Source organism: Kaistia soli DSM 19436 (assembly GCF_900129325.1).
GTDB lineage: Bacteria > Pseudomonadota > Alphaproteobacteria > Rhizobiales > Kaistiaceae > Kaistia > Kaistia soli.
In genome coordinates this window covers 286310-307650 of sequence record NZ_FQUP01000002.1, presented here as the reverse complement: position 1 = coordinate 307650, position 21341 = coordinate 286310, and the positions used below count along the sequence as shown (strand labels likewise).

General features: G+C 64.7%; 18 protein-coding genes. 9 read left to right on the top strand and 9 right to left on the bottom strand.

All coding sequences use genetic code 11. From position 1 onward, the window contains the following. Positions 1-45: 45 nt before the first annotated feature. From mnmG to BUB39_RS10870, 4 genes are read left to right on the top strand one after another with little or no spacing between them, the layout of a single operon-like run. The gene (mnmG, locus tag BUB39_RS10885) at positions 46-1911 is read left to right on the top strand and encodes a tRNA uridine-5-carboxymethylaminomethyl(34) synthesis enzyme MnmG (protein WP_073053163.1); all 1866 of its coding nucleotides are present in this window, start codon (positions 46-48) and stop codon (positions 1909-1911) included. Then, a complete protein-coding gene (rsmG, locus tag BUB39_RS10880; protein WP_073053162.1) occupies positions 1908-2543 on the top strand; it encodes a 16S rRNA (guanine(527)-N(7))-methyltransferase RsmG in 636 nt (211 codons plus the stop codon). The genes mnmG and rsmG overlap by 4 nt, the downstream gene beginning before the upstream one ends. A gap of 22 nt (positions 2544-2565) precedes the next feature. Further along, on the top strand, positions 2566-3414 hold the full coding sequence (locus BUB39_RS10875; RefSeq protein WP_073053161.1) for a ParA family protein: 849 nt from the start codon (positions 2566-2568) through the stop codon (positions 3412-3414). Between the two features lie 31 nt (positions 3415-3445). After that, a complete protein-coding gene (locus BUB39_RS10870; protein WP_073053160.1) occupies positions 3446-4312 on the top strand; it encodes a ParB/RepB/Spo0J family partition protein in 867 nt (288 codons plus the stop codon). Position 4313: 1 nt separating this feature from the next. Here the strand turns inward: BUB39_RS10870 and holA are convergent, their stop codons facing one another. From holA to leuS, 3 genes are all read right to left on the bottom strand, one after another. Beyond that, a complete protein-coding gene (holA, locus tag BUB39_RS10865) occupies positions 4314-5363 on the bottom strand; it encodes a DNA polymerase III subunit delta (RefSeq protein ID WP_084527237.1) in 1050 nt (349 codons plus the stop codon). 90 nt (positions 5364-5453) lie between these two features. Beyond that, on the bottom strand, positions 5454-6056 hold the full coding sequence (gene lptE / locus BUB39_RS10860; protein ID WP_073053158.1) for an LPS assembly lipoprotein LptE: 603 nt from the start codon (positions 6054-6056) through the stop codon (positions 5454-5456). Next, positions 6043-8661: a leucine--tRNA ligase gene (gene leuS / locus BUB39_RS10855; protein WP_073053157.1), complete on the bottom strand. Its 2619-nt coding sequence runs from the start codon at positions 8659-8661 to the stop codon at positions 6043-6045. Before leuS ends, lptE begins: the two co-directional genes overlap by 14 nt. 163 nt (positions 8662-8824) lie before the next feature. On the opposite strand from leuS, the gene BUB39_RS10850 reads away from it, so the two are divergent. Next, positions 8825-9493 carry a YggS family pyridoxal phosphate-dependent enzyme gene (locus BUB39_RS10850; protein ID WP_073053156.1) on the top strand — a complete coding sequence of 223 codons (669 nt, stop codon included), beginning with the start codon at positions 8825-8827 and terminating at the stop codon, positions 9491-9493. A gap of 12 nt (positions 9494-9505) precedes the next feature. Here the strand turns inward: BUB39_RS10850 and BUB39_RS10845 are convergent, their stop codons facing one another. Together BUB39_RS10845 and BUB39_RS10840 are read right to left on the bottom strand one after the other, a co-directional pair. Further along, positions 9506-10084 carry a nucleoside 2-deoxyribosyltransferase gene (locus BUB39_RS10845; protein ID WP_073053155.1) on the bottom strand — a complete coding sequence of 193 codons (579 nt, stop codon included), beginning with the start codon at positions 10082-10084 and terminating at the stop codon, positions 9506-9508. Positions 10085-10183: 99 nt separating this feature from the next. Further along, a complete protein-coding gene (locus BUB39_RS10840; protein WP_244540224.1) occupies positions 10184-10921 on the bottom strand; it encodes a L,D-transpeptidase family protein in 738 nt (245 codons plus the stop codon). Here BUB39_RS10840 and BUB39_RS10835 point away from each other — a divergent pair. Then, positions 10856-11539 (top strand): response regulator transcription factor, encoded by a 684-nt coding sequence (locus BUB39_RS10835; protein WP_073053154.1) that lies wholly within the window; start codon positions 10856-10858, stop codon positions 11537-11539. The two genes, BUB39_RS10840 and BUB39_RS10835, sit on opposite strands and share 66 nt — an antisense overlap. Before the next feature lie 16 nt (positions 11540-11555). Beyond that, a complete protein-coding gene (locus BUB39_RS10830; protein WP_073053153.1) occupies positions 11556-12038 on the top strand; it encodes a cyclic nucleotide-binding domain-containing protein in 483 nt (160 codons plus the stop codon). Between the two features lie 101 nt (positions 12039-12139). On the opposite strand, the gene BUB39_RS10825 is transcribed toward BUB39_RS10830, so the two are convergent. From BUB39_RS10825 to glpK, 3 genes are all read right to left on the bottom strand, one after another. Then, on the bottom strand, positions 12140-14527 hold the full coding sequence (locus BUB39_RS10825; RefSeq protein ID WP_073053152.1) for a carbohydrate-binding family V/XII: 2388 nt from the start codon (positions 14525-14527) through the stop codon (positions 12140-12142). A 52-nt stretch (positions 14528-14579) separates the two neighbouring features. Next, positions 14580-14912 (bottom strand): hypothetical protein, encoded by a 333-nt coding sequence (locus BUB39_RS10820; RefSeq protein WP_073053151.1) that lies wholly within the window; start codon positions 14910-14912, stop codon positions 14580-14582. Between the two features lie 76 nt (positions 14913-14988). Next, positions 14989-16476 carry a glycerol kinase GlpK gene (glpK, locus tag BUB39_RS10815; protein WP_073053150.1) on the bottom strand — a complete coding sequence of 496 codons (1488 nt, stop codon included), beginning with the start codon at positions 16474-16476 and terminating at the stop codon, positions 14989-14991. A gap of 225 nt (positions 16477-16701) precedes the next feature. On the opposite strand from glpK, the gene BUB39_RS10810 reads away from it, so the two are divergent. Then, positions 16702-18489 carry an ABC transporter ATP-binding protein/permease gene (locus BUB39_RS10810; protein ID WP_073053149.1) on the top strand — a complete coding sequence of 596 codons (1788 nt, stop codon included), beginning with the start codon at positions 16702-16704 and terminating at the stop codon, positions 18487-18489. After that, on the top strand, positions 18486-19745 hold the full coding sequence (locus BUB39_RS10805) for a glucoamylase family protein (RefSeq protein WP_073053148.1): 1260 nt from the start codon (positions 18486-18488) through the stop codon (positions 19743-19745). The genes BUB39_RS10810 and BUB39_RS10805 overlap by 4 nt, the downstream gene beginning before the upstream one ends. An 18-nt stretch (positions 19746-19763) precedes the next feature. On the opposite strand, the gene BUB39_RS10800 is transcribed toward BUB39_RS10805, so the two are convergent. Beyond that, positions 19764-21281, bottom strand: a complete 1518-nt coding sequence (locus tag BUB39_RS10800) for an ABC-F family ATP-binding cassette domain-containing protein (RefSeq protein ID WP_073053147.1) — start codon at positions 21279-21281, stop codon at positions 19764-19766. Between the last annotated feature and the right edge of the window lie 60 nt (positions 21282-21341).

The following is a 21341-nucleotide window of genomic DNA, read 5'->3' as shown; positions in this document are numbered from 1 at the left end:
GCTCGGCCAGCTTCCGGTATGGCGTCGGTGAATTGAGAGAAGCTGATGACTGAAATGCGATTTGACGTAGTTGTTGTAGGCGGTGGCCATGCCGGGACCGAAGCGGCTGCGGCGGCGGCGCGTGCTGGCGCCCGGACGGTGCTTCTGACACACTCGCAGGCAACGATCGGCGTCATGTCCTGCAACCCGGCCATCGGCGGGCTCGGGAAGGGACATCTCGTCCGAGAGGTCGATGCGCTGGACGGGCTGATGGGCCGCGTTGCCGATGCCGCCGGCATACAATTCAGGTTGCTCAACCGTCGAAAGGGTCCGGCGGTCAGGGGACCGCGGGCGCAGGCAGATCGCAAGCTGTACCGCCAGGCGATGCAGTCAGCGATTCGTGAGACCGCCGGTCTGAGCGTGATGGAAGGCGAAGCGGACGATTTGATCCTGGATCAGGGGTCCATCGCTGGCGTCGTCCTGGCGGACGGACGCCGCATTGCCTGCGGCGCCGTCATTATCTGCACGGGGACATTTCTGCGTGGCTTGATCCATATAGGAACGCAGACAACGCCGGCTGGCCGGGTCGGCGAAAAGCCGGCTCTCGGGCTGTCTTCTGCTTTCGCGCGACTTGGATTTCAGCTTGCGCGGCTGAAGACGGGAACACCGCCACGGCTCGACGGCCGAACCATCGACTGGTCCGGGCTGGAGCGTCAGCCGGGAGACGATGAGCCGGAGCCGTTCTCGACTCTGACCTCGGCCATTACCAATCCGCAGGTGGACTGCTTCATTACCCGCACGACTCAGGTGACCCATGACGTGATCCGGGCCAATCTGGATCGGTCGCCGATGTATTCCGGCCAGATCGAAAGCCGCGGTCCGCGCTACTGCCCGAGCATCGAAGATAAAGTGGTGCGCTTTGGCGATCGCGATGGCCATCAGATCTTCCTGGAGCCCGAAGGTCTTGATGATCCGACTGTCTATCCGAACGGCATTTCGACCTCGCTGCCGGAGGACGTGCAGGCGGCCATCATTGCCTCGATCCCTGGCCTTGGGCGGGCGACGATCATGCGGCCGGGCTACGCGATAGAATATGACCATGTCGATCCCCGGGAGCTTCGTCAGACCCTGGAAGCCAAGCGTTGCCCCGGTTTGTTCCTTGCCGGTCAGATCAATGGAACAACGGGCTATGAGGAGGCGGCGGCCCAGGGGCTAGTCGCGGGCGTCAATGCCGCGCGCCGCGCCGGCGTTCAGGATGGGATGATCTTCAGCCGCGCTGAATCCTATATTGGTGTCATGATCGATGACCTGGTCACGCGCGGGGTGACAGAGCCCTATCGCATGTTTACGTCTCGCGCGGAGTATCGCTTGTCATTGCGCGCCGACAACGCCGACCAGCGTCTGACCCCTCTCGGGCAGGCATTGGGTATCGTCGGATCGGAGCGCAGCAACGCCTTCGGCCGGAAGCAGGACGCGATCAATGCGGCGCGTCATGCATTCCAGGCGATCAGGCTGACGCCGACAGAGGCCAATCGGCGCGGCCTGTCTATCAATGCGGACGGTGTTCGACGCAGCGCGTTTGAACTGCTCGCCTATCCGGATATCGATGCCGAGCGGCTTGTTGGCCTCTGGCCGGAACTCAGCCGCTTTTCCTCCGCGGTTCTCAGCCAGATCGAATCGGAGGCGAAATATGCCGTTTACCTCGACCGCCAGAAGGCGGATGTCGCGGCCGTGGCACGGGATGAATCCGTGGCGATTGATCCGCAGCTGGACTTCTCTTCCCTTACGGGGCTCTCGAACGAACTGAAGCAGCGTCTTGGGCAGGTCCGTCCGACCACCCTCGGGCAGGCCGGCAGGATCGAAGGCATGACGCCAGCAGCTCTAGCGATCCTGCTGACGGCCATCCGCCGCGCCGAACGAGAAGCCGCATGAGCGACAGCATCGCCGCCGTTAAACGAGTCCTCCCTGTTTCACGTGAAACAGCGGAGCGACTGGAACGCTATGTCGCGCTGCTCCGTAAATGGCAGCCGGCCCAGAACCTCGTATCGCCGCATACGCTTGGCGAAGTGTGGCAGAGACATATCGCCGACTCGGCGCAACTCGTCGCCCTCTTCCCCAACGTGCTGCGATGGGTCGATATCGGAAGCGGTGCTGGGCTTCCCGGCATCATCACTGCAATTCTTCTCGCTGATCAGCCAGGCGCACGCGTCCACTTGGTCGAAGCCAACCAGCGCAAATGCGCGTTTCTCCGAACCGCCATACGGGAGACGGGCGCTGCCGCGGTTGTTCACGAAGGACGGATCGAATCGGTTCTGAAACAATGGAATGAACCCGTTGAGTTTATCAGCGCGCGCGCCCTTGCCAGCCTCACTGACCTCCTTGACCTCACGGAGCCGCTCACGAAGCTGGGCGTTCAAGGGGCCTTGCACAAAGGCGAGGATTTCGACGTCGAGTTGAAGGAAGCCTCTCAATCTTGGGCGTTGAATCTGGTAAGACACAAGAGCTTGATCGACGCGAAGAGTTCGATTGTCGAAATCAGGCAAGCCGAGCGCCGCTCGGCCTGATCGCAGCCATCGAGAGGGCCCGATGACCGAGCCTCATTCCTTCTCTCCGCCGTCCTTGTTGGCGTCGGCGCCCCGCGTCATTTCGCTGGCCAACCAGAAGGGTGGCGTCGGCAAGACCACGACTGCGATCAATCTCGGAACGGCATTGGCGGCGATCGGCGAAGAGGTGCTGATCGTCGATCTCGATCCACAGGGCAATGCCTCGACAGGTCTCGGGATCGATCGCAAGCAGAGGCTGCGCTCGACCTATGACCTGATGGTCGGCGAGTCGATCCTGTCCGAGGTGGCCATGGAGACGGCCGTCCCCCGGCTGTCGGTTGCGCCGTCGACCATGGATCTCCTTGGTGTCGAGCTTGAGATCGCCGGCCGCTCGGATCGCGCCTTCCGGCTCAGGCGGGCAATTGCCAGCCATGTGCAGCGGCCGGATTCGATTCGTGGCCGAAACTACTCCTACGTGCTCGTTGATTGTCCGCCGTCGCTCAATCTGCTGACCATCAATGCGCTGTCGGCGTCACATTCGATTCTGGTGCCCCTGCAATGCGAGTTCTTCGCGCTGGAAGGGCTTAGTCAGCTTCTACAGACGGTCGAGCAGGTCAAGCATGCGCTCAATCCGGAGCTTTCCGTGCATGGTATCGTGCTGACCATGTTCGATAGCCGCAACAATCTGGCGGGCCAGGTCGTGGCCGATGTCCGAGCGCATATGGGCGATGCGGTGTATGACACCGTGATCCCGCGCAATGTTCGCATCTCCGAGGCACCGTCGCATGGCAAGCCGGTGCTGCTGTATGATTTCAAGAGCATGGGCAGTCAGGCCTATCTCCGCCTCGCGTCGGAAATCATCCAGCGCGAAAAACGGCTGCGCGCCGCCTGACACGCATCGTTCGAACTGAGGAGAAGAGCCAATGGAAGACGGATCGCGCCGGCGTCTCGGCCGGGGATTGGCGGCCCTCATCGGTGACGTCGATACGGAATCGGTCGTCAATGAACGCTCGCGGCTGTCCCGCCGTGTGCCCGTCGCTTTTTTGAGGCCTAATCCGCGTAATCCGCGCAAGGCCTTCGAGGAGGCCGACCTGGCCGACCTGACCGCGTCAATCCGCGAAAAGGGCATTGTTCAGCCGATTCTGGTGCGTTCAATCGTTGGGGCGGGCGAGGCCTATGAGATCATCGCCGGCGAGCGGCGGTGGCGCGCGGCACAGCGGGCTGGTCTGCATGACGTGCCGGTGCTCATCAACAATGTCTCTGATCAGGAGGCCCTGGAGCTCGCGATCATCGAGAATGTCCAGCGCGCCGACTTGAATGCGCTAGAGGAAGCGCTTGGCTACCAGCAACTGATCGACGAGTTCTCCTATAGCCAGACCGCGCTGGCCGATGTCATTGGCAAGAGCCGTCCGCATGTCGCCAACACGTTGCGGCTGCTGAAGCTGCCTGAGCCCGTGCAGGCTTATGTCCGCGAGGGGAAACTGACGGCCGGCCATGCGCGCGCGCTCGTGACCGTTGATGATCCTGCCGCCGTGGCGGCGCGGATCGTCGAGGGCGGGCTGACGGTGCGTGAGGCCGAGGCCCTGACAAAGTCGTCCGACAGGGCCGGCCAGCCACGTGTCCGCCGTGATAAGGACGCCGATACGCGGGCGCTGGAAAAGCTGCTCGGCGACAGTCTCGGCCTTGCCGTCAATATCGATCACAAAGGCAACGGCGCGGGCCAGCTCAGCATTCGCTATACGAGCCTGGAGCAGCTCGACGAGCTCTGTCGTCTCCTGAAGCGCGAATAGCTCAGCGCCGACGGGCGCGGGCGGAGAGCGCGACGCCGGTCAGCGCCTTCTCGACAATGGCCTCGCCGAGGGCCGGTTTGATGCGGCTCTCGAAGATGGCCCGCTCTACGCGTTCGGCGACCATGAACAGGCGATCAGAGGTCCAGAGGCGGACTTGCTGGCCGAGCTTCGCCTTCCGTTGCGGGAAGATATAGCCGGCTGCGCTCTCGATCGCGCTTTCGGCCGGTGCCCCCTCTTCCACGGCCGCGCAGATACGATGCAGTAGCTGAAGCTGGCGGAGCCCCGCTGCCGCGACAACGAAGGACGGCGTTCCGGACGAGACGAGCCTGCGCAGGCTGCGGTCCAGCACGGCGACATCGCCGCCCGCCATCGCGTCGACGGCTTCGTCGACCGCCGTCGCCGAGGCATCACCGACGATCGCCTTGACGGCCTCGATGTCAACGCGACCGAGCCCGGTTGCGTAGAGCGACAGCTTCTGAACTTCCGAGCGGCTGGCGAGGCGGTCGGCGCCCAGCAGGCTTCGCAGCAGTTCGCGTGCGTCGTCGTCGATGGACAGTCCAGCGGCGGCCATTTCAGCGTCGATCAGGCCGTCCAGCATTGCGACGCCGTCGGCATAGCAGGCAATTGCAGCCGCGCCGCGCGCGCCCTCGCAGAGCTTGCGAAGCCCCGTGCCCTTTTTGATATCCCCCGCCTCCAGGATGACCCAGGCGTCGCGCGGCGGATTGGCGAGCACGGCTTCGACTGCCGTCTGTATGGGGCGGTTGCCGGCGACACGAACACGGATAGCGCGATCGCCGCCGAAAAGGCCGATCGTCCCCGCCTCGTCGGCGAGCCGGCCGGGATCGGCAGCAATTTCCGACGAGTCCAGCCGAATGAGCGCGAAGGGATCATCGCTGGCGCCGACAATGGTGGAGGCGAAGGCCGCCGCCCGCTCCGAGACGAGCCCGACATCGGTGCCATAGATGAGGACGACGCGGACATCTGGATTAGGCTTCTTCAGGAAGCGCTCGGCATCCTGCGGCTTGATCTGAACCATAGCCGTAACCTTCATGCAGGCGAGTTCGCCTTCGTGGGGTGCCGGGCGCCGCGCGGATACGGCGCCCGGCCCCGTATCCCTGCTCAACCCGCGGCGCGTCAGGCGTCAGGTGCCGGATCCAATGATCGCCGGTGCATCGACTTTCGGCGCGACCGGAGGCGCGGCCACAGTGATTCTCGCTTCCTTGGCGAGCGCAATTGCGAGCCGCAGTTGCATCTGGTCCGCCACGGCCTGCGCCGCGCGATTTTCTGCGTCGATGCGCGCGCGCACATTCGCGAAGTTCTGGTTCGAGCGATCGTAGGACGCAACGCCGCTCGACGTAGAGCGAATGATCGACCGGCCGCTCGCGATGTCCTTGAGTTCGAAGCGCACAGCCACCGTCACCTGATAGGCCGGCGCCGTCTCGTCCTTCTCGAAGCCGAGGCGGGCTTCGGAATTGCTGACGGCGATCGAGAGATCATATCGCGGCGCCGGTGCCGGCTTGCCGCCTGTGAACGCGAAAATGAGGTTGTTGCGCACTTCCTGCGCAACGCGGTCGCCGACCTGGCCGACGGAGATGGCCGAAAGATCGGCGGCCGGCGCCCCTCCTTCGGCCGTTGCCATATAGACGGGGCGGACGACGCAGCCGGCGGCGAGCGCTCCGATGAGGGCGACGCCTGCGAAGCCAAAGGCCCGGCGCGAGGCGCCCTTCCGGTCAGACCACGACATTGACGATCCTCTTCGGCACAACGACGATCTTCTTTGGTGCGCGGCCCTCGAGCGCGCGCGTGACGCCCTCTAGCTCCAGCACCGCCTTTTCGATATCAGCTTGGCTGGCAGTTGCCGAGATGGTGAGTTCCGCCCGCTTCTTGCCGTTGATCTGGATCGGCAAGGTCATCTCGTCCTCGACAAGCAAGGCGCGGTCAACAACGGGCCATGGCGCCTCGGCTGCGATGCCATCGCGCCCGAGCACCGTCCAGGATTCCTCGGCAAGATGCGGAATCATCGGACCGATCGATCCGATGAGGTAGGACGCAGCCTCATCAAGCGCGAACGCCAGGTCCGCCGGGACTTCTGGCAATGCGCGGGCAGCAGCGATAGCCTCGCCAAACACGTTGGCGAAGGCATGAACGCGCGCCACCGCCACGTTGAAGCGAAGACGGTCGAAATCCTCTTCGACGGAGGCGATGAGACGATGTGATGCACGGCGCAGTGCGATCGATTCGGGGCCGAAAACATCGGGGCGACCTGGTGCCTTGCCAGCGAGTTCCGTCGCTTCATTGATGAGGCGCCAGATGCGCTGCGTGAAGCGCCAGGCACCTTCGATGCCTGCAGCGGTCCATTCGCTGTCGCGCTCCGGCGGCGTGTCGGAAAGCATGAACCAACGCGCGCAATCGACGCCATATGTGTCGGCCACGACTTCCGGCGGGACGACATTGCGCTTCGATTTCGACATCTTTTCCGGCGGACCGACCGTAACCGGCTCGCCGGTTCCGACGCGCACCGCGGAACCATCCGCCAGACGCTCGACCTCTTCGGGGAACAGCCATTTGCCGGCCGTATCCTTGTAGGTCTCGTGGACGATCATGCCCTGGGTGAACAGGCCGGCGAAGGGCTCGGCGATGCCGATGCGGCCAGCGCTGCGCAGCGCTCGCGTGAAGAAACGCGCGTAGAGCAGGTGCAGGATCGCGTGCTCGATGCCGCCAATATACTGGTCAACGGGCAGCCAGTAATCGGCCGCCTCGCGCGTCAGTGGCTCTTCGCCCGGCGCGGAGGTGAAGCGGGCGAAATACCAGGACGAGTCGACGAAGGTGTCCATCGTGTCGGTTTCGCGCGTCGCCGCGCCGCCGCACTGCGGACACGCCACATGTTTCCAGGTCGGGTGACGATCAAGCGGGTTGCCTGGCTTGTCGAAGGTGACGTCATCAGGCAGGAGGACCGGCAGGTCTGCCTTCGGCACCGCAACCGGGCCGCAGGACGGGCAATGGATGATCGGGATCGGGCAGCCCCAATAGCGCTGGCGCGAGATGCCCCAGTCGCGCAGGCGGAAATTGACCTGTCGCTTGCCTTGCTGGCGGTTGCCGAGCGTCTGCTCCTCAAGACGGCGCGTCACCGCCTCCTTGGCGGCGGGAATGGAGAGTCCGTCGAGGAACTCGGAATGGAACAGATGGCCATCGCCGTCATAGGCGATGTCGGCGACGGCAAAGCTGTCGGGGTCCTCGCCTTCCGGCAGGACGACAGCCTTCACCGGCAGGCCATATTTCCGCGCAAAATCGAGGTCGCGCTGATCATGCGCCGGGCAGCCGAAAATCGCGCCGGTGCCGTAGTCCATCAGAATGAAGTTGGCGACATAGACCGGCAGCGTCCAGCCGGGCACCAGGGGGTGCTCGGCGCGGAGGCCGGTATCGAAGCCGAGCTTCTCCTGCGTCTCGATCGCCTCGGCCGAGGTTCCGCCACGGCGGCATTCCTGGATGAAGGAAGCGAGCGCCGCATGATCCGCGCCGAGCTTTTCGGCCAGCGGATGATTGGCAGCAATGGCGATGAACGAGGCGCCGAACAGCGTGTCGGGCCGCGTGGTATAGACTTCGATTTCGTCGGAGCCGGCCGGCGCGGTCGCGGGATCGAGCGCGAAACGAAGGCTCAGACCCTCCGAACGGCCGATCCAATTGCGCTGCATCAGGCGGACCTTGTCCGGCCAGCGCTCCAGCTCGTCGAGCGCGGCGAGCAACTCGTCGGCGAATTCGGTGATGCGGAAGAACCATTGCGAGAGCTTGCGCCGCTCGACCAATGCGCCGGAACGCCAGCCGCGGCCGTCGATGACCTGCTCGTTGGCAAGGACGGTGTTGTCGACCGGATCCCAGTTGACTTCGCTCTCCTTGCGATAGGCAAGGCCGCGCTCATGCAGATCAACGAAGATGCGCTGCTGCTCGGAATAATAGGAGGGATCGCAGGTCGCGATCTCACGGCTCCAGTCGAGCGAGAGGCCGAGCAGCTTGAGCTGCGCCTTCATCGTCTCGATATTTTCGTAGGTCCACAGCTTCGGATGGCTGTTGCGCTCAATGGCGGCGTTCTCGGCCGGCAGGCCGAAGGCGTCCCAGCCCATCGGATGCAGGACGTTGAAGCCCTTCATCCGCTTGAAGCGCGCGACGACGTCGCCCATCACATAATTGCGGCCATGGCCGATATGGATGCGGCCCGACGGATAGGGGAACATCTCAAGCACATAGTATTTCGGGCGCGGGTCGCCATTCTTCGCTTCGAAGATGCCGCGCTCGGCCCAAACACGCTGCCAGCGGGGTTCGGCCTCGCGCGGGTTGTAACGTTCTGTCGCCATGGTCGTCTTTTGATGTGATGCGAGAAAAAGCGCCAAAATAGGGCGCCGAAGGGCAGGCTGCGACCTTCACCAGAAAGGCGCATGGCGGTCAACCGCTAAAGGCCGTCCGGCGTTGAGCCATTGGCTGTGACATGCTAGGCGCTGCTTCAAACCTGGGGGCCCGATGAACGCGACCGTCGAACAGAACCTTGCCGCAATCCGCGCTCGCATCGCGTCTGCTGAGAATGAGGCGGGGCGCGCAACGGGTTCGGTCCAGCTTATTGCAGTCTCGAAGACCTTTCCGGCCGCCGACATGCTGCCGGCGCTCGCGGGCGGCCAGCGGCTGTTCGGCGAGAACAGGGTGCAGGAAGCGGAAGGCAAATGGCCCCCGCTCGTCGCCGAGACGCTGGATATCGAGCTGCATCTGATCGGGCCTTTGCAGTCCAACAAGGCGCGCGAGGCAGTGGCGCTCTTCGACGTGATCCACACGGTCGACCGCGAGAAGATCGCGGCCGCGCTTGCCGCTGAAATGATGCGGCAAGGCCGCGCGCCCCGTCTCTTCGTCCAGGTCAATACCGGGCTTGAGCCGCAGAAGGCCGGCATCCCACCGCGCGAAGCGGTTGCTTTCGTCAAGCGCTGTCGCAGCGAGCATGGCCTCGCAGTCGCCGGGCTGATGTGCATTCCCCCGGCCGATGAGGCGCCGGGGCCGCATTTCGCGCTCCTCGCCAAGCTGGCCCGCGAGGCTGGCGTCGATGGGCTTTCGATGGGGATGAGTGGCGATTTCGAGACAGCTATCGCCTTCGGCGCAACGCATGTGCGCGTCGGCTCGGCAATCTTCGGCGGGCGCAGCTGAAGCCCTCTGCGATCACGTCTTGGCGGCCGCGCGATCTGAAAGCAGACGCAGGCAGATCTCGAAGGCCGTCGTGTCCGTGTAGAGCGCCTCGGGCACGGCGTCATGGACGATAACCTGGCCGCCGCGCCGTTCGATGCCGCCCTGCATCATAAGATTGTCGGCCATGTCGACATCCTCGATCATCAGGCCATCGGCGCCGCGCAGGCGTCCGGCTGCGTCGACATGGATCTGGCCGTCATAGTAGCTGATCGCCCGCGTGCGGAGGTCGGCCAGGACATTGGTATAGCCGTAAGCGATCTTGCCGCGGGCGCACATATAACCGAGCTCGAAGCAGGTGCCTGTATCGGCGCTAAGGCCGTGATAGGGCGTCAGATTGGCGATGATGGCGTCGGCGTCGTTCATCAGCCGCTCGTCGATGTCGCTGATGGCATGGCCGAGCTGGCGTTTGGTCGGCTGCGGCGGGATCGCGAGATCACCCGGCGAGAGTGGCACCAGGCCAGCGGCGCGGGTCAGCGCGATCTTGCGGTCGAGTTGTTCGCGGGCATTGGCCAGGAACACCTCGGGCCCGGCGAGATAGACTTTGAGGCTCATCGATCGGCTCTGCTGCTCTCGCGCGCGAAGATGCGCGGAATTGACGGGGTTTGCAGCCTAGCGCTTCGATGAATGGAAACAACGGGTCCTTGGCGCGCCTTAAGTTCGCACTTGGAGATGAGCGCGTCGTCCGGCCTGGGCCAGGAGCCAGCGCATGTCGGCGATGCTGACCGCAACGCAACCTTCTGTCGGTTTGTAGCCGGGTCGGGCGAGATGCAGGAAAATCGCACTGCCACGACCCTGGAGGCGGCGGGTACAGTTCCAGTCGAGTACGACCACGATGTCATAAAGCGCATCGTCCCGGCTCATCGCTTCATGGCTTTTCCGATAGGGCCGGCGGATGAGCCGGTTATAGTTGGGATCGAAGGCGGCATCGCACCATCCGTCTTCCGGGCGAATGGCGCGGCGGGGCAGCAGCGTCGCCGGCGGGGCGACACGATCTGCCCGCCAGAGGACGGCAACGAACGCCATTCGCGCCACGGGCGTCGCTCCGTCGCCTTCGCGCTTCCGTAGGCTGATCCCCGAACGCCCGATGGCGCAGGGGATGGTGCGCCCGCTCATGATCAGGATGCCTTGCGACGTGGTCCCGGGGCGCCTATTCAGTTCGAGACGGGTGCTTCGTTTCCCCAGGGCACCCCGGCCCGGACCTGGCGCGCCTTGCTTGCGCGGCGTGACGGTTGCGGTCAAACTCTGTCCGTTCCGATTTTGCCACATGATTTCAAGGTCAGAACCGCGGGTGGGGGAACCTGCAAACCGAAAAGGCTGCATGAGATGGCTGTACGACGAATCCTCGTTGTTGACGACGATGATCTGCTTCGCGAGAGCCTCGTCGAACAATTGTCGCTCTACGAGGAGTTCGAACTGCTCGAGGAGCCAACCGCCGGGAAAGGCATCCAGCGCGCCCGCGGCGAGCCCGTCGACCTCATGATCATGGATGTCGGCCTGCCCGATATGGACGGCCGCGAAGCGGTGAAGATGCTCCGCAAGGGCGGCTTCAAAGCACCGATCATCATGCTGACCGGGCATGACTCCGAATCGGACACGATTCTCGGCCTCGAATCAGGCGCCAATGATTACGTGACGAAGCCCTTCCGCTTCGCCGTATTGCTGGCGCGCCTGCGGGCGCAGCTCCGCCAGTTCGAGCAGAGCGAGGACGCGACCTTCACCATCGGCCGCTACACCTTCCGGCCGAGCGCCAAGCTGCTGCTCGACGAGCGCGGCCAGAAGATCCGTCTCACCGAGAAGGAAACCTCGATCCTCAAATTCCTTTATCGGGCCGGCGAAAAGGTCGTCGGGCGCGATATTCTGCTGCACGAAGTCTGGGGCTATAATTCGGGCGTCACCACGCATACGCTGGAGACGCATATCTATCGTCTTCGTCAGAAGATCGAACGCGAGCCGTCGGTCGCGGAACTGCTGATTACGGAAGCCGGCGGCTACAAGCTGGTGCCATGATGTTGGTGTGGGGGCGATGACGCTCGCGGAAGACATATCGCTGCTGATTCGCGTTCCGCTCTTCTCGGATCTGTCGAGCGATCATCTGCGCCTGCTCGCCTTCAGCGCCATCCGGCTCGAGCTTCCACAAGGGCGCGTGCTGTTCCGCAAGGATGCTTCGGCCATGTCGGGCTTTGTCGTCATGCATGGCGAGGTCGAGTTCGTCGACATGGATCGGCCCGAGCCTTTGCCGCTCGGTCGCTACGGTCCAGGGGCCCTGCTGGGCGAGACGGCGCTGTTCGTCGAGACACGGCGTCCTGCCACCGCAAGGGCCGCCACCGATTGCGATCTCGTCGAGATCGACCGCGTTCTGATGCGCCGAATGCTGAATGAATATCCCGATGTCGCGGCGCGGCTGCACACCAAGCTGGTCGATAAGCTGGCTGGCACCGTCTCGGAGGTCGGCCGCGTCAAGACGCGTCTCGACGCCATCACCTACCCGCCAGCCCGCGCGAGCTGATCGGTCAAGCCGGTCCGGTCTCGGCGCGCCGCCAATAAGATTCCCAAAGTGAAATGGGCCAGGCGATGGCCCGGCCCATTCAGGTCGCTCATCGCGTGATGTCAGCGGCGGCCGCCGCCCCCAAACCGGCCACCCCCGCCGAACCCGCCGCCAAATCCTCCGCCGAACCGATCACCGCCAAAATCGCCCCCGCCGAAGCGGTCGCCCCCGCCGAAGTCCCCGCCCCCGAACCGGTCACCGCCGTCGAAGCCACCATTCGCGGCGAATTCGTTGACGCGCGTATCGCCGAATGCGCGGAAGTCGCTCTGGTTGTTGAGGTCGTTCAGCGTGCTCTGGTCGTGGTCCGGCTGCCAGCCATTGGCGGTGTGCTGCTGCCAGCCGCCGTCATCGCTGTACTGGTGCACGTTGCCGTCATGGTCGGTGTAGAGATTGCCATTGTTCCAGGCGACGCCGTTGCCCGTCTTGGCATTGCCAGCGACGCCGCGGCTGTCGGCGCTGATATGGCCGTCATCGTCGGTGATGCCGGTTTCGCTGGCATGGCCGATACCGGTATTCGCATTGTAGCTCGCCGACTGGCGGCCAGCAGCGCCATTGCCGGTCCATGGGTTGAATGCAGCGCCTGAGCGGGCCGCGAAATCCGTTCCGCCTGCCGTATGGCCGTAGGACGAGCGCGCAGCCCATTCATTGCCGGTGGCCGGGTTATAGCCCCAGGCGTGATTGAAGGTCGCCGCGCCGCCCCAGCGGCCATAGATGTTGGTCTGGTTGATATTGACGTGGTCCCACTCACCGCCCCACGGGCCGCCGCCCCAATAGGGTCCCCACCAGGGGGATGCCGCGCCCCAGGCCTCGCCGGCCGCAAAGCCGAAAGCGAAGCCCGCGGCGGTATCGAGCGCGAAGCTTGCGCCATAACCATAGGTGGCTGGGCAGCCATACCAGACCGTGCCGATATAGCCGGCGCAGTTGTAGCCGGTGCCATAGACGACGAGGCCGTCATTGATCGCGACGCCGAAATAGCCGGGCGTATAGCCGACCGTCACGAGATCGGCGGTCGACGCGTAGACATGCACGTAGGTGACGTAGTGCAGCGGTGATGACACCGGGATCGTGTAGATCGCGTCCGGCACCACATCGGCGACGGCCCAAGGGCCGCGCGGATTGGCGGCCACAAACCACACGCCGTTCGAGACGGCGTAGTAGCGATCGGCATCGATCGCGATCACCGGGGTTTCCGTGTTCACCACATAGGAAAGCTGAGTGCCCGTGATGGGCTCCAGCCGCGGCTCGCCGTCATAGGCAACCGTCAGCGCCGTCTGGCGGCTCACCGTTGCGGTCTGCGGGATGGTCGCGGCGATCGTCGCTTCCTTGGCCTGTGGGGTTCCGGGGACCGAGACGAGCACGCCGGCCTTCGGGTCATTCGGCGAGATTTTGGCGAAGTCGGCCGGCAGGCCAGTTCCGGGCACATAGGACCAGGGGCCGGCGAGGTCGGCCGCCTTGAACCAGCGGCCCGAGATGAGGACGAAATAGCTATTGGTCGCCGGCTCCATGAACACGGCGTGGTCGGCATTCGACATGGTGAGCAGCGATGTGCCGGCGACGGGCTGCATCTCGGCGGTGCCGGTCGTCTGGATCAGTTCCGTCGGAACCGTCGAGATCAGCAGCGCCGGCGCCTTGGCCGGCCGCTTGCCGTCCTCGGGCAGCATGGCGTCGGGTTCGGAGACCTTGCTCGCGAGCTTGGCGGCATCGACCAGCGCAGTCGGGACGTCGGACGTCTCGACGAAGGTGCCGTCCAGACTGTCGGACTGGTACCAGTAACCGGCCGCCTCGACGTGATAGTGATTGGCGCTGTCGACGAGGATCAGGGTGTGCGAATTGATCACGCGGCGGAACGACGAACTGTCGTCCACTGGCTTCAGCACCGGATCGCCCGAGACGAGCACCAGCAGCGTTGGCGTGGCCGTGAAGACAATCTTCGGCGGATCATTCTGGACCGGTTCGCTGAGCTCGGCGGAGAGTTCGCGGGCCGCGGCATAGCTCGTCTGCAGCTGATCTAGCGCGACGGTCATGCCGCCGACGGGGATGCGCGATTGCAGCGCTGTCTTGAGCCGGCTCTCCTGCGACCGGTCGGTTGGCACATCGACGCTGTCAATGGAGATCGGGCCGAGATGAGCCTGGCGCGAGGGCTTGTCGACGGCAACGCGTGCCGAGAAACGCGCCGTGCCGTAAACCGGCGTGCCATCCTTGGGGCCAAGTGCGATCGCCGCGCGGCCCGAAACCTGATCACCGTTCCAGTTTTCGATGAGCGGCTGATAGATCTGCAGCGTCTCGCTGGCGACGGGATAGGTCTTCGGCCAGGATGGAGCTTGCTGATGGCCAGCGGCCGGCTGTGTTGCATCCTGCGCAAAGGCAGGCGCGATGAGGGACAGTGACGGCAGCGGCGAAAGGGCCGTCGCGGCGAGCGCGAGAGCCAGAGCATAGCGATAGCGCGACAATTGTTCCTCCCGAACATCGTTAAGCGCGTCGGCGCCCCCGCCGACGGGCCTTTCAGCGATCGTCGGCTACCCGCATGGCGGAAGCGTGACGATCACCGAGCTGGATGAGCCGAAGGAAGGCCTCGTCGTCATTGTCGAGGCCGACGCGCTGCAGATCGATGTAGTCGAGCGATTCCAGCCGGCTCAGGCCGCGAAAATACTCTACGCCCGCATGGTCATAGGCGAAGTCGGCGGCGACGTAATGGCTGCGTTCAGCTTCGGTCAGCGGCAAAAGTGCGGGCGGCCGGATACGGCCTCGCGGGCGGAACAAGGCCGCGGCGCGATCGACGATCGCCGGTCGACGCATGGTGAAGACGTCCGGTCCAAAGTCGCGTTCGCGCTGCATGGCCGCCGATACTCCAACAAACTTATGGAGTCTATTGGTAGCCGTGCAACCCTTTACGAAACGCCAACGTCAAGACTCATTGCGTCAGCGTACGGCGGACGGCGTCGTGCCATCCGGCGATCCGTGCGTCCCTCTCAGCCGCGTCCATGGCGGGCTCGAAGCGCTGTTCGCACCGCCAGCTCTCTGCGAAGCCCGCTTCATCCGGCCAGGTGCCGCTCTGGCGTCCGGCCAGCCAGGCGGCGCCGAGCGCGGTGGTCTCGAGCACCACGGGCCGGTCGACAGGCGCTTCCAGGATGTCGGCCAGACGCTGCATCGTCCAGTCACTGGCCACCATGCCGCCATCGACCCGCAGCACGGTTTCATCGCCACCCTGCCAATCGCGTTTCATCGCATCGAGCAGGTCACGCGTCTGGAAACAGACTGATTCAAGGGCGGCGCGGACGATCTCGCGCGGGCCGGTGCCTCGGGTCAGGCCGAACATCGCGCCGCGTGCCCGTGCGTCCCACCACGGTGCGCCGAGACCGGTGAAGGCCGGCACCAGATAGACGTCCTGATGCGGATCGGCTTCGGCGGCCATCGGTCCCGACGCCTCGGCGCGATCGATGAGATGCAGCCCGTCTCGCAACCATTGAACGGCCGAGCCGGCGACAAAGATCGAGCCTTCCAGCGCGTATGTGGTGCGGCCGTCGAGGCGATAGGCGATGGTGGTGAGCAGTCGGTTGGTCGAGGGAACGCGTTCCGAGCCCGTGTTGAGCAGAGCGAAACAGCCCGTGCCATAGGTCGCCTTCATCATCCCAGGCCGAAAGCAGGCCTGACCCAACGTCGCCGCGTGCTGGTCGCCGGCAATGCCGCCGATGGAGATCGCCGCCCCGAACAACCGCGGATCGGTGACGCCGAAATCCGCGGCGCAGTCCCTGACCTCCGGCAGCAGCGCCCGTGGTACGCGGAAAAGCGCAAGCAATTCGTCGTCCCATGCCCCGGCGCCGATATCGTAAAGCAATGTCCGCGCCGCATTGGTCGCATCCGTCGCGTGCACCTTGCCTCCGGTCAGGCGCCACAGCAGGAAGCTGTCGACCGTGCCGAAGGCGAGTTCACCGCGCTCGGCCTTGGCGCGGGCGCCTTCGACATTGTCGAGGAGCCAGGCGATCTTGGTGCCGGAGAAATAGGGGTCGAGCAGCAGGCCGGTCTTCGCCGTAACCATCGGCTCGGCACCCTCGGCCTTGAGGGTGTCGCAGAAGTCGGCTGTGCGGCGATCTTGCCAGACGATGGCATGATGGATCGGCAGGCCGCTCGACCGATCCCAGATCAGCGTCGTCTCGCGCTGGTTGGTGATGCCGATGCCGGCGATGTCGGATGCCGCTACCTTGGCGTTCGAGAGCGCGAAGCGGATCGTCGCAACGACTGAATCCCAGATCTCTTCGCCGTCATGTTCGACCCAGCCGGAGCGCGGGAAATGCTGCCGGAATTCCTGCTGTCCAACCCCGAGGATACGGCCGCCGCCGTTGAAGACGATGGCCCGTGTCGAGGTCGTGCCCTGATCGATCGCCAAAATGAAACCGCTCAACCCAATCCTCCCCTTCTCATTTTTAAGCCGCGCCGATCGGTTGCCGTACGGCCGAACGGCGCTCTCGTCACACGAAAGTGAAGGCTCGCATGACCGCGCCTCGCGCATTGCACGGTTGCAGCTTTGCGGCGCGCCGGGCAAGAGGCACTGATGATCCGCCGATTGGGGCGCGACTTTGCCACGGTCTTCGCTATTCTGCGCTCCCCGTGTCGGGCTGATGAGGCGATGACGGAAAAGATCGACGAAAAGCAGGAACCTGCGGCCCGGCCCCTCAGCGATACGGCAGAGCTCGCCCGTCAGTTTTCCGATTTCATCCTCGCGCTGTGGCGCTCCTCCGGCCGCAGCACCTTCGTGCTGCTTTCCGTCGGCATCATCACCGTCATTCTTGCGACCAACGCCATGCAGGTCGCGCTGAATATGTGGAACAAGCCGTTCTACGATGCGATCGAACAGAAGAATGTCGGCTCGTTTCTCTATTATCTGATGGTTTTCGGCGGGCTCGCGGGCGTTTTGCTGGCGCTCAACGTCGCTCAGACCTGGCTCGATCAGATGATCAAGCTGCAGTCGCGCAAATGGCTGACGCGCGATCTCATCGAGCAATGGCTGGCGCCTCGGCGGCTCGTCATGCTGCGCAATTCCGGCGAGATCGGCGTCAATCCCGACCAGCGCGTGCATGAGGATGCGCGCCATCTCGCGGAACTGTCCGCCGGCCTGGGCATCGGGCTGTTCCAGTCCTCGCTGCTTCTCGTCTCGTTCATCGGCGTCCTCTGGGTGCTGTCGAGTGGCATCCGCCTGTCGTTCGACGGCACAACGCTTGCGATCCCCGGCTACATGGTTTGGTGCGCGCTGATCTTTGCCGCCACAGGCTCCCTGCTCAGCTGGCTGGTCGGCCGCCCGTTGATCGGTATCGGCGTCGAGCGTTATGCCCGCGAGGCCGATCTCCGCTTCGCCATGGTGCAGGTCAGCGAGAACGCCAACGGCATCGTTCTGAATGCCGGCGAGGCCGACGAGAAGAAGCGCCTCGGCGAAGAGCTCGAGCGCGTGCTCGGCGTCATGCGGCAGATGGTCAATGCCATCGCACGGCTGACATGGGTAACCTCGGGCTATGGCTGGGTCGGCATCGTCGCGCCAATCGTCATTGCGGCGCCTGGCTATTTTGGTGGCCAGCTGACCTTCGGCCAGCTCATGATGGTGGTCGGCGCCTTCAACCAGGTGCAGGGCTCCCTGCGATGGTTCGTCGATAATTTCAGCGCGATCGCAGACTGGCGGGCGACACTCTCGCGCGTGATGACCTTCCGCGAAGCGCTGACTTCGCTCGAGGCGCGCGGCCAGAGCAGCGAGCATCTGAGCTATGAGGCCGCGGGCGACCATGTCGTGCTCGATCACGTCCGCATCACCTGGACAGGCGGCGCCGCGGCGCTCGATCCGGACAGTGTCGATATCGTGCCCGGCGAGCGGCTGCAGATTGTCGATCAGACAGGTGCGGGGCGCGGCGCGCTGTTCTCGGCGCTGGCAGGCCTCTGGCCGTTCGGCTCCGGACGCATCGCGCTGCCGCCTGGCGCCAGGACGATGTTCCTGCCGGAGCGGCCCTATATTCCCGACGGAACGCTGCGCTCGGCTATCACCTATCCGGCGTCACCCTCAGACTTCACCGAAGAAGCGTTGACCGAAGCGCTGAAACGCGTGGAACTGCCGCGTCTTGTCGGCTCGCTGGATCGCCGCGCGCGCTGGGCGCGTGAGCTTTCCTTCGATGATGAGGAGCGGCTCACCTTCGCCAGGCTGCTGCTGCTGAAGCCCGACTGGATCTTCACGGAGCAGTCCATCGACACGCTGGACGAGCGTCAGCGGGCAGTGTTTCTGTCGATCATCAACGGCGAATTGAAAGCGGCCGGGCTGGTCACGGTGGCTGGACGCCCATCCGCGACGGATTTTTATGGCCGGACGGTCAATCTGGTCGGTGCCGAGCCTGACCCTGAACCGGACCTCGGCGCAAAGGAAGGCGAGACGGCATGACCAGCCTGCGCGTGGCCGCGGAACCCCGGCTCTCCGACGAGGCGCTGCTGGAAACGGTCCAGCGCCAGACTTTCCGCTATTTCTGGGACTTCGCCGATCCGGGCAGCGGCCTGGCCCGCGATCGCTTCGGCGGCAATGACGGTTGGCTGGTGACAGGCGGTTCGGGCATGGGCGCGATGGCGATCATCGTCGCGGCCGAGCGTGGCTGGATCACGCGCGAGGCGGCCGTCGAGCGGCTGCATCTGATGCTGCGTTTCCTGGAGCGCTGCGACAGCTTCCATGGGGCGCTGCCGCATTTCGTGACGCCTGAGGGCCGAGCGATCCGCTTCGGCCGCAAGGACGACGGCGCTGACATCGTCGAGACGGCGCTGCTGTTTCAGGGACTGATTGCGGCGCGGCAGTATTTTGCACGCGATACGGGCAAGGAGCCCTGGCTGCGCGGCCGCATCGACGGGCTAATCAGTGCGGTCGAATGGGACTGGTTCACGCGCGATGGCCGCGAGGCCTATTACTGGCACTGGAGCCCTAATCATGGCTTCGGCCTCAACCACGAGATCCTTGGCTGGAACGAGTGCTTGATCGCGCTCGTGCTCGCGGCCGGCGCCGAGCGCAATGCCATCGATCCGGCGGTCTATCATAACGGTTTCACCCAGAGCCGGACCTTCCTCAACGGACGTCGGCACGAGGATATCCTGCTTCCGCTCGGGCCGGATGGCGGCGGGCCGCTGTTCTTCGCCCATTACTCTTTCCTCGGCCTCGATCCGCGCGGGCTCAAGGATCCCTATGCCGATTATTTCGCGCAGAACGTTGCGCATATCAGGATCAACCAGGCCTATTGCGTCCGGAATCCGAAGAATTTCGTCGGTTATGGACCGGATTGCTGGGGACTGACGGCGAGCGACAGCCATGAGGGCTATTCGGCCCATGCCCCGGACAACGATCTCGGCGTCATCGCGCCCACCGCCGCGATTTCGAGCCTTCCCTATGCGCCCGATCTCGTGATGCCGGCACTCAGGCACTTCTATGAGGATCTCGGTGATCGCATCTGGCGTGACTATGGCTTTGTCGACGCCTTCAACGAGACGGTCGGCTGGTATGCGAAGACGCATCTCGCCATCGACCAGGGTCCGATCATCGCGATGATCGAGAACCATCGCAGCGGTCTCTTGTGGCACCTCGTGATGGCGGACCCGATGGTCCGCCGCGGGTTGGCGCGGCTCGGCTTTACGAGCCCGCATCTCGCCGCGACGGTTTAGCCTCGACAGCCGTCCGGTCTAGCCGCGCATCGCTTCTGCGAAGAATTCGGCCGGCCCGTCCTCCTCGATGAGGCGGCCGCGCTGGATGCGCCAGAAGCGGTTGCCGACCGTCTCGACGAAGCGGCGGTCATGCGAGACGATGATGGCGGCCGCCTCGCCGCCGGTCAGTTCGCCTTCGAGCGCCTCCTGCCCTTCGATATCGAGATGGTTGGTCGGTTCGTCGAGCAGATAGAAGTTCGGTTGCTGCAGGCGGAGGATGAGCATGGCGAGCCTCGCCCGCTGACCGCCCGACAGCGTCGCGACGGGCCGCGCCAGCCGCTCCACCGCAAAGCCGGCTCCGGCCAAGAGCGTGCGGATCCGCTGCTCGCCGAGCGGGAAACGGCTGCCGATGGCGGATTGCAGCGTCTCCCCGCCGTCGATGTGGCTGAGGGCCTGGTCAACATGGCCCGTTATGACCGACGGGCCAGCTCTGATGCCACTGACATCCGCGCCGCGCAGGGCATGGGCGAGGCGGTCCATCAGCTGTGACTTCCCGCTGCCATTCGCGCCGAGCAGCATCACGCGGTCGCCGGGCTGGACCCACAGCCTGCCGGTCGTGAAGAGCTTGCGTCCGTCCGGCGTGGTGACTGTGAGAGTGTCGATGGCGAGCAAAGTCCGCGCGGTCGCGCCACGCTCGGCGAGGCGGATGCGGCCGGCGGACTCTTCACGAAAGGCGGGTTTCGCCGCGGTCTCGATCCGTTCAGCCCGGGCCTTCAGCTGCCGTGTCTTCACGGTCAACAGGTCGGAGCCCGAATTGACGCCGATATTGTTCAGCTTTGCGGCCTGGCGACGCAGCTGTGCCGCCTCGCGGAGATCCATCTCGTGGCGTCGCGCCGCCGCTTGGTCCTCCACGTCGAGGCTGTCGCGGGCGCGGGAATAGGGCAGCGCGAAATCAGCCGAGCCGGTTGTGCGGAGGAAGAGTGTCCGCCACGTGACGGCGTCGAGGAAAGCGCGGTCATGGCTCGCGACGACGACGGCAGTTTCCTTCGGCAGCGCGGCGATCCAGCGTTCGACGATGCCGATGCGCTCCAAATCGAGATGATTGGTCGGCTCGTCGAGCAGCAGGACATCCGGTTCGTCGAGCGCCGCCCGGGCCAGCAGCGCGATGCGTTGCCAGCCGCCGCTCAGCGTCGCCAGCGGGCGATCCCGCAGGTCCGCCGGGAAGTCGAGCGCATCGAGCGCGACGTCGACGCGCCACGCATCCCAGTCGCGGGTTTCGGCGGGAAGGGAATCGGTCAGCGCGGCGCGGACGGAATGCGCGAGGTCCTCGGCACCAAGATCCTGCTGCATCAAGGCGATGCGGACGCCGCGGGCGTTCTGGATCGCGCCTTCCGTCGGGTCGACGAGCCCGGCGAGGCAGCCCATGAGCGTCGACTTCCCCCGGCCATTCGCGGCGACCAGACCGATGCGGTCACCTTTCTGAACGACGAGGTCGAGATTGGAGAAAAGCGGCGCGCCGAGCGCCATGCCGAGTAAGCGGGCGGTGATCAGTGACATTGGGATCGTCTCTCGTCCAGCGCAGCGCGTGACGGAATGTGCGAGCGCGGTGTTCGGGGA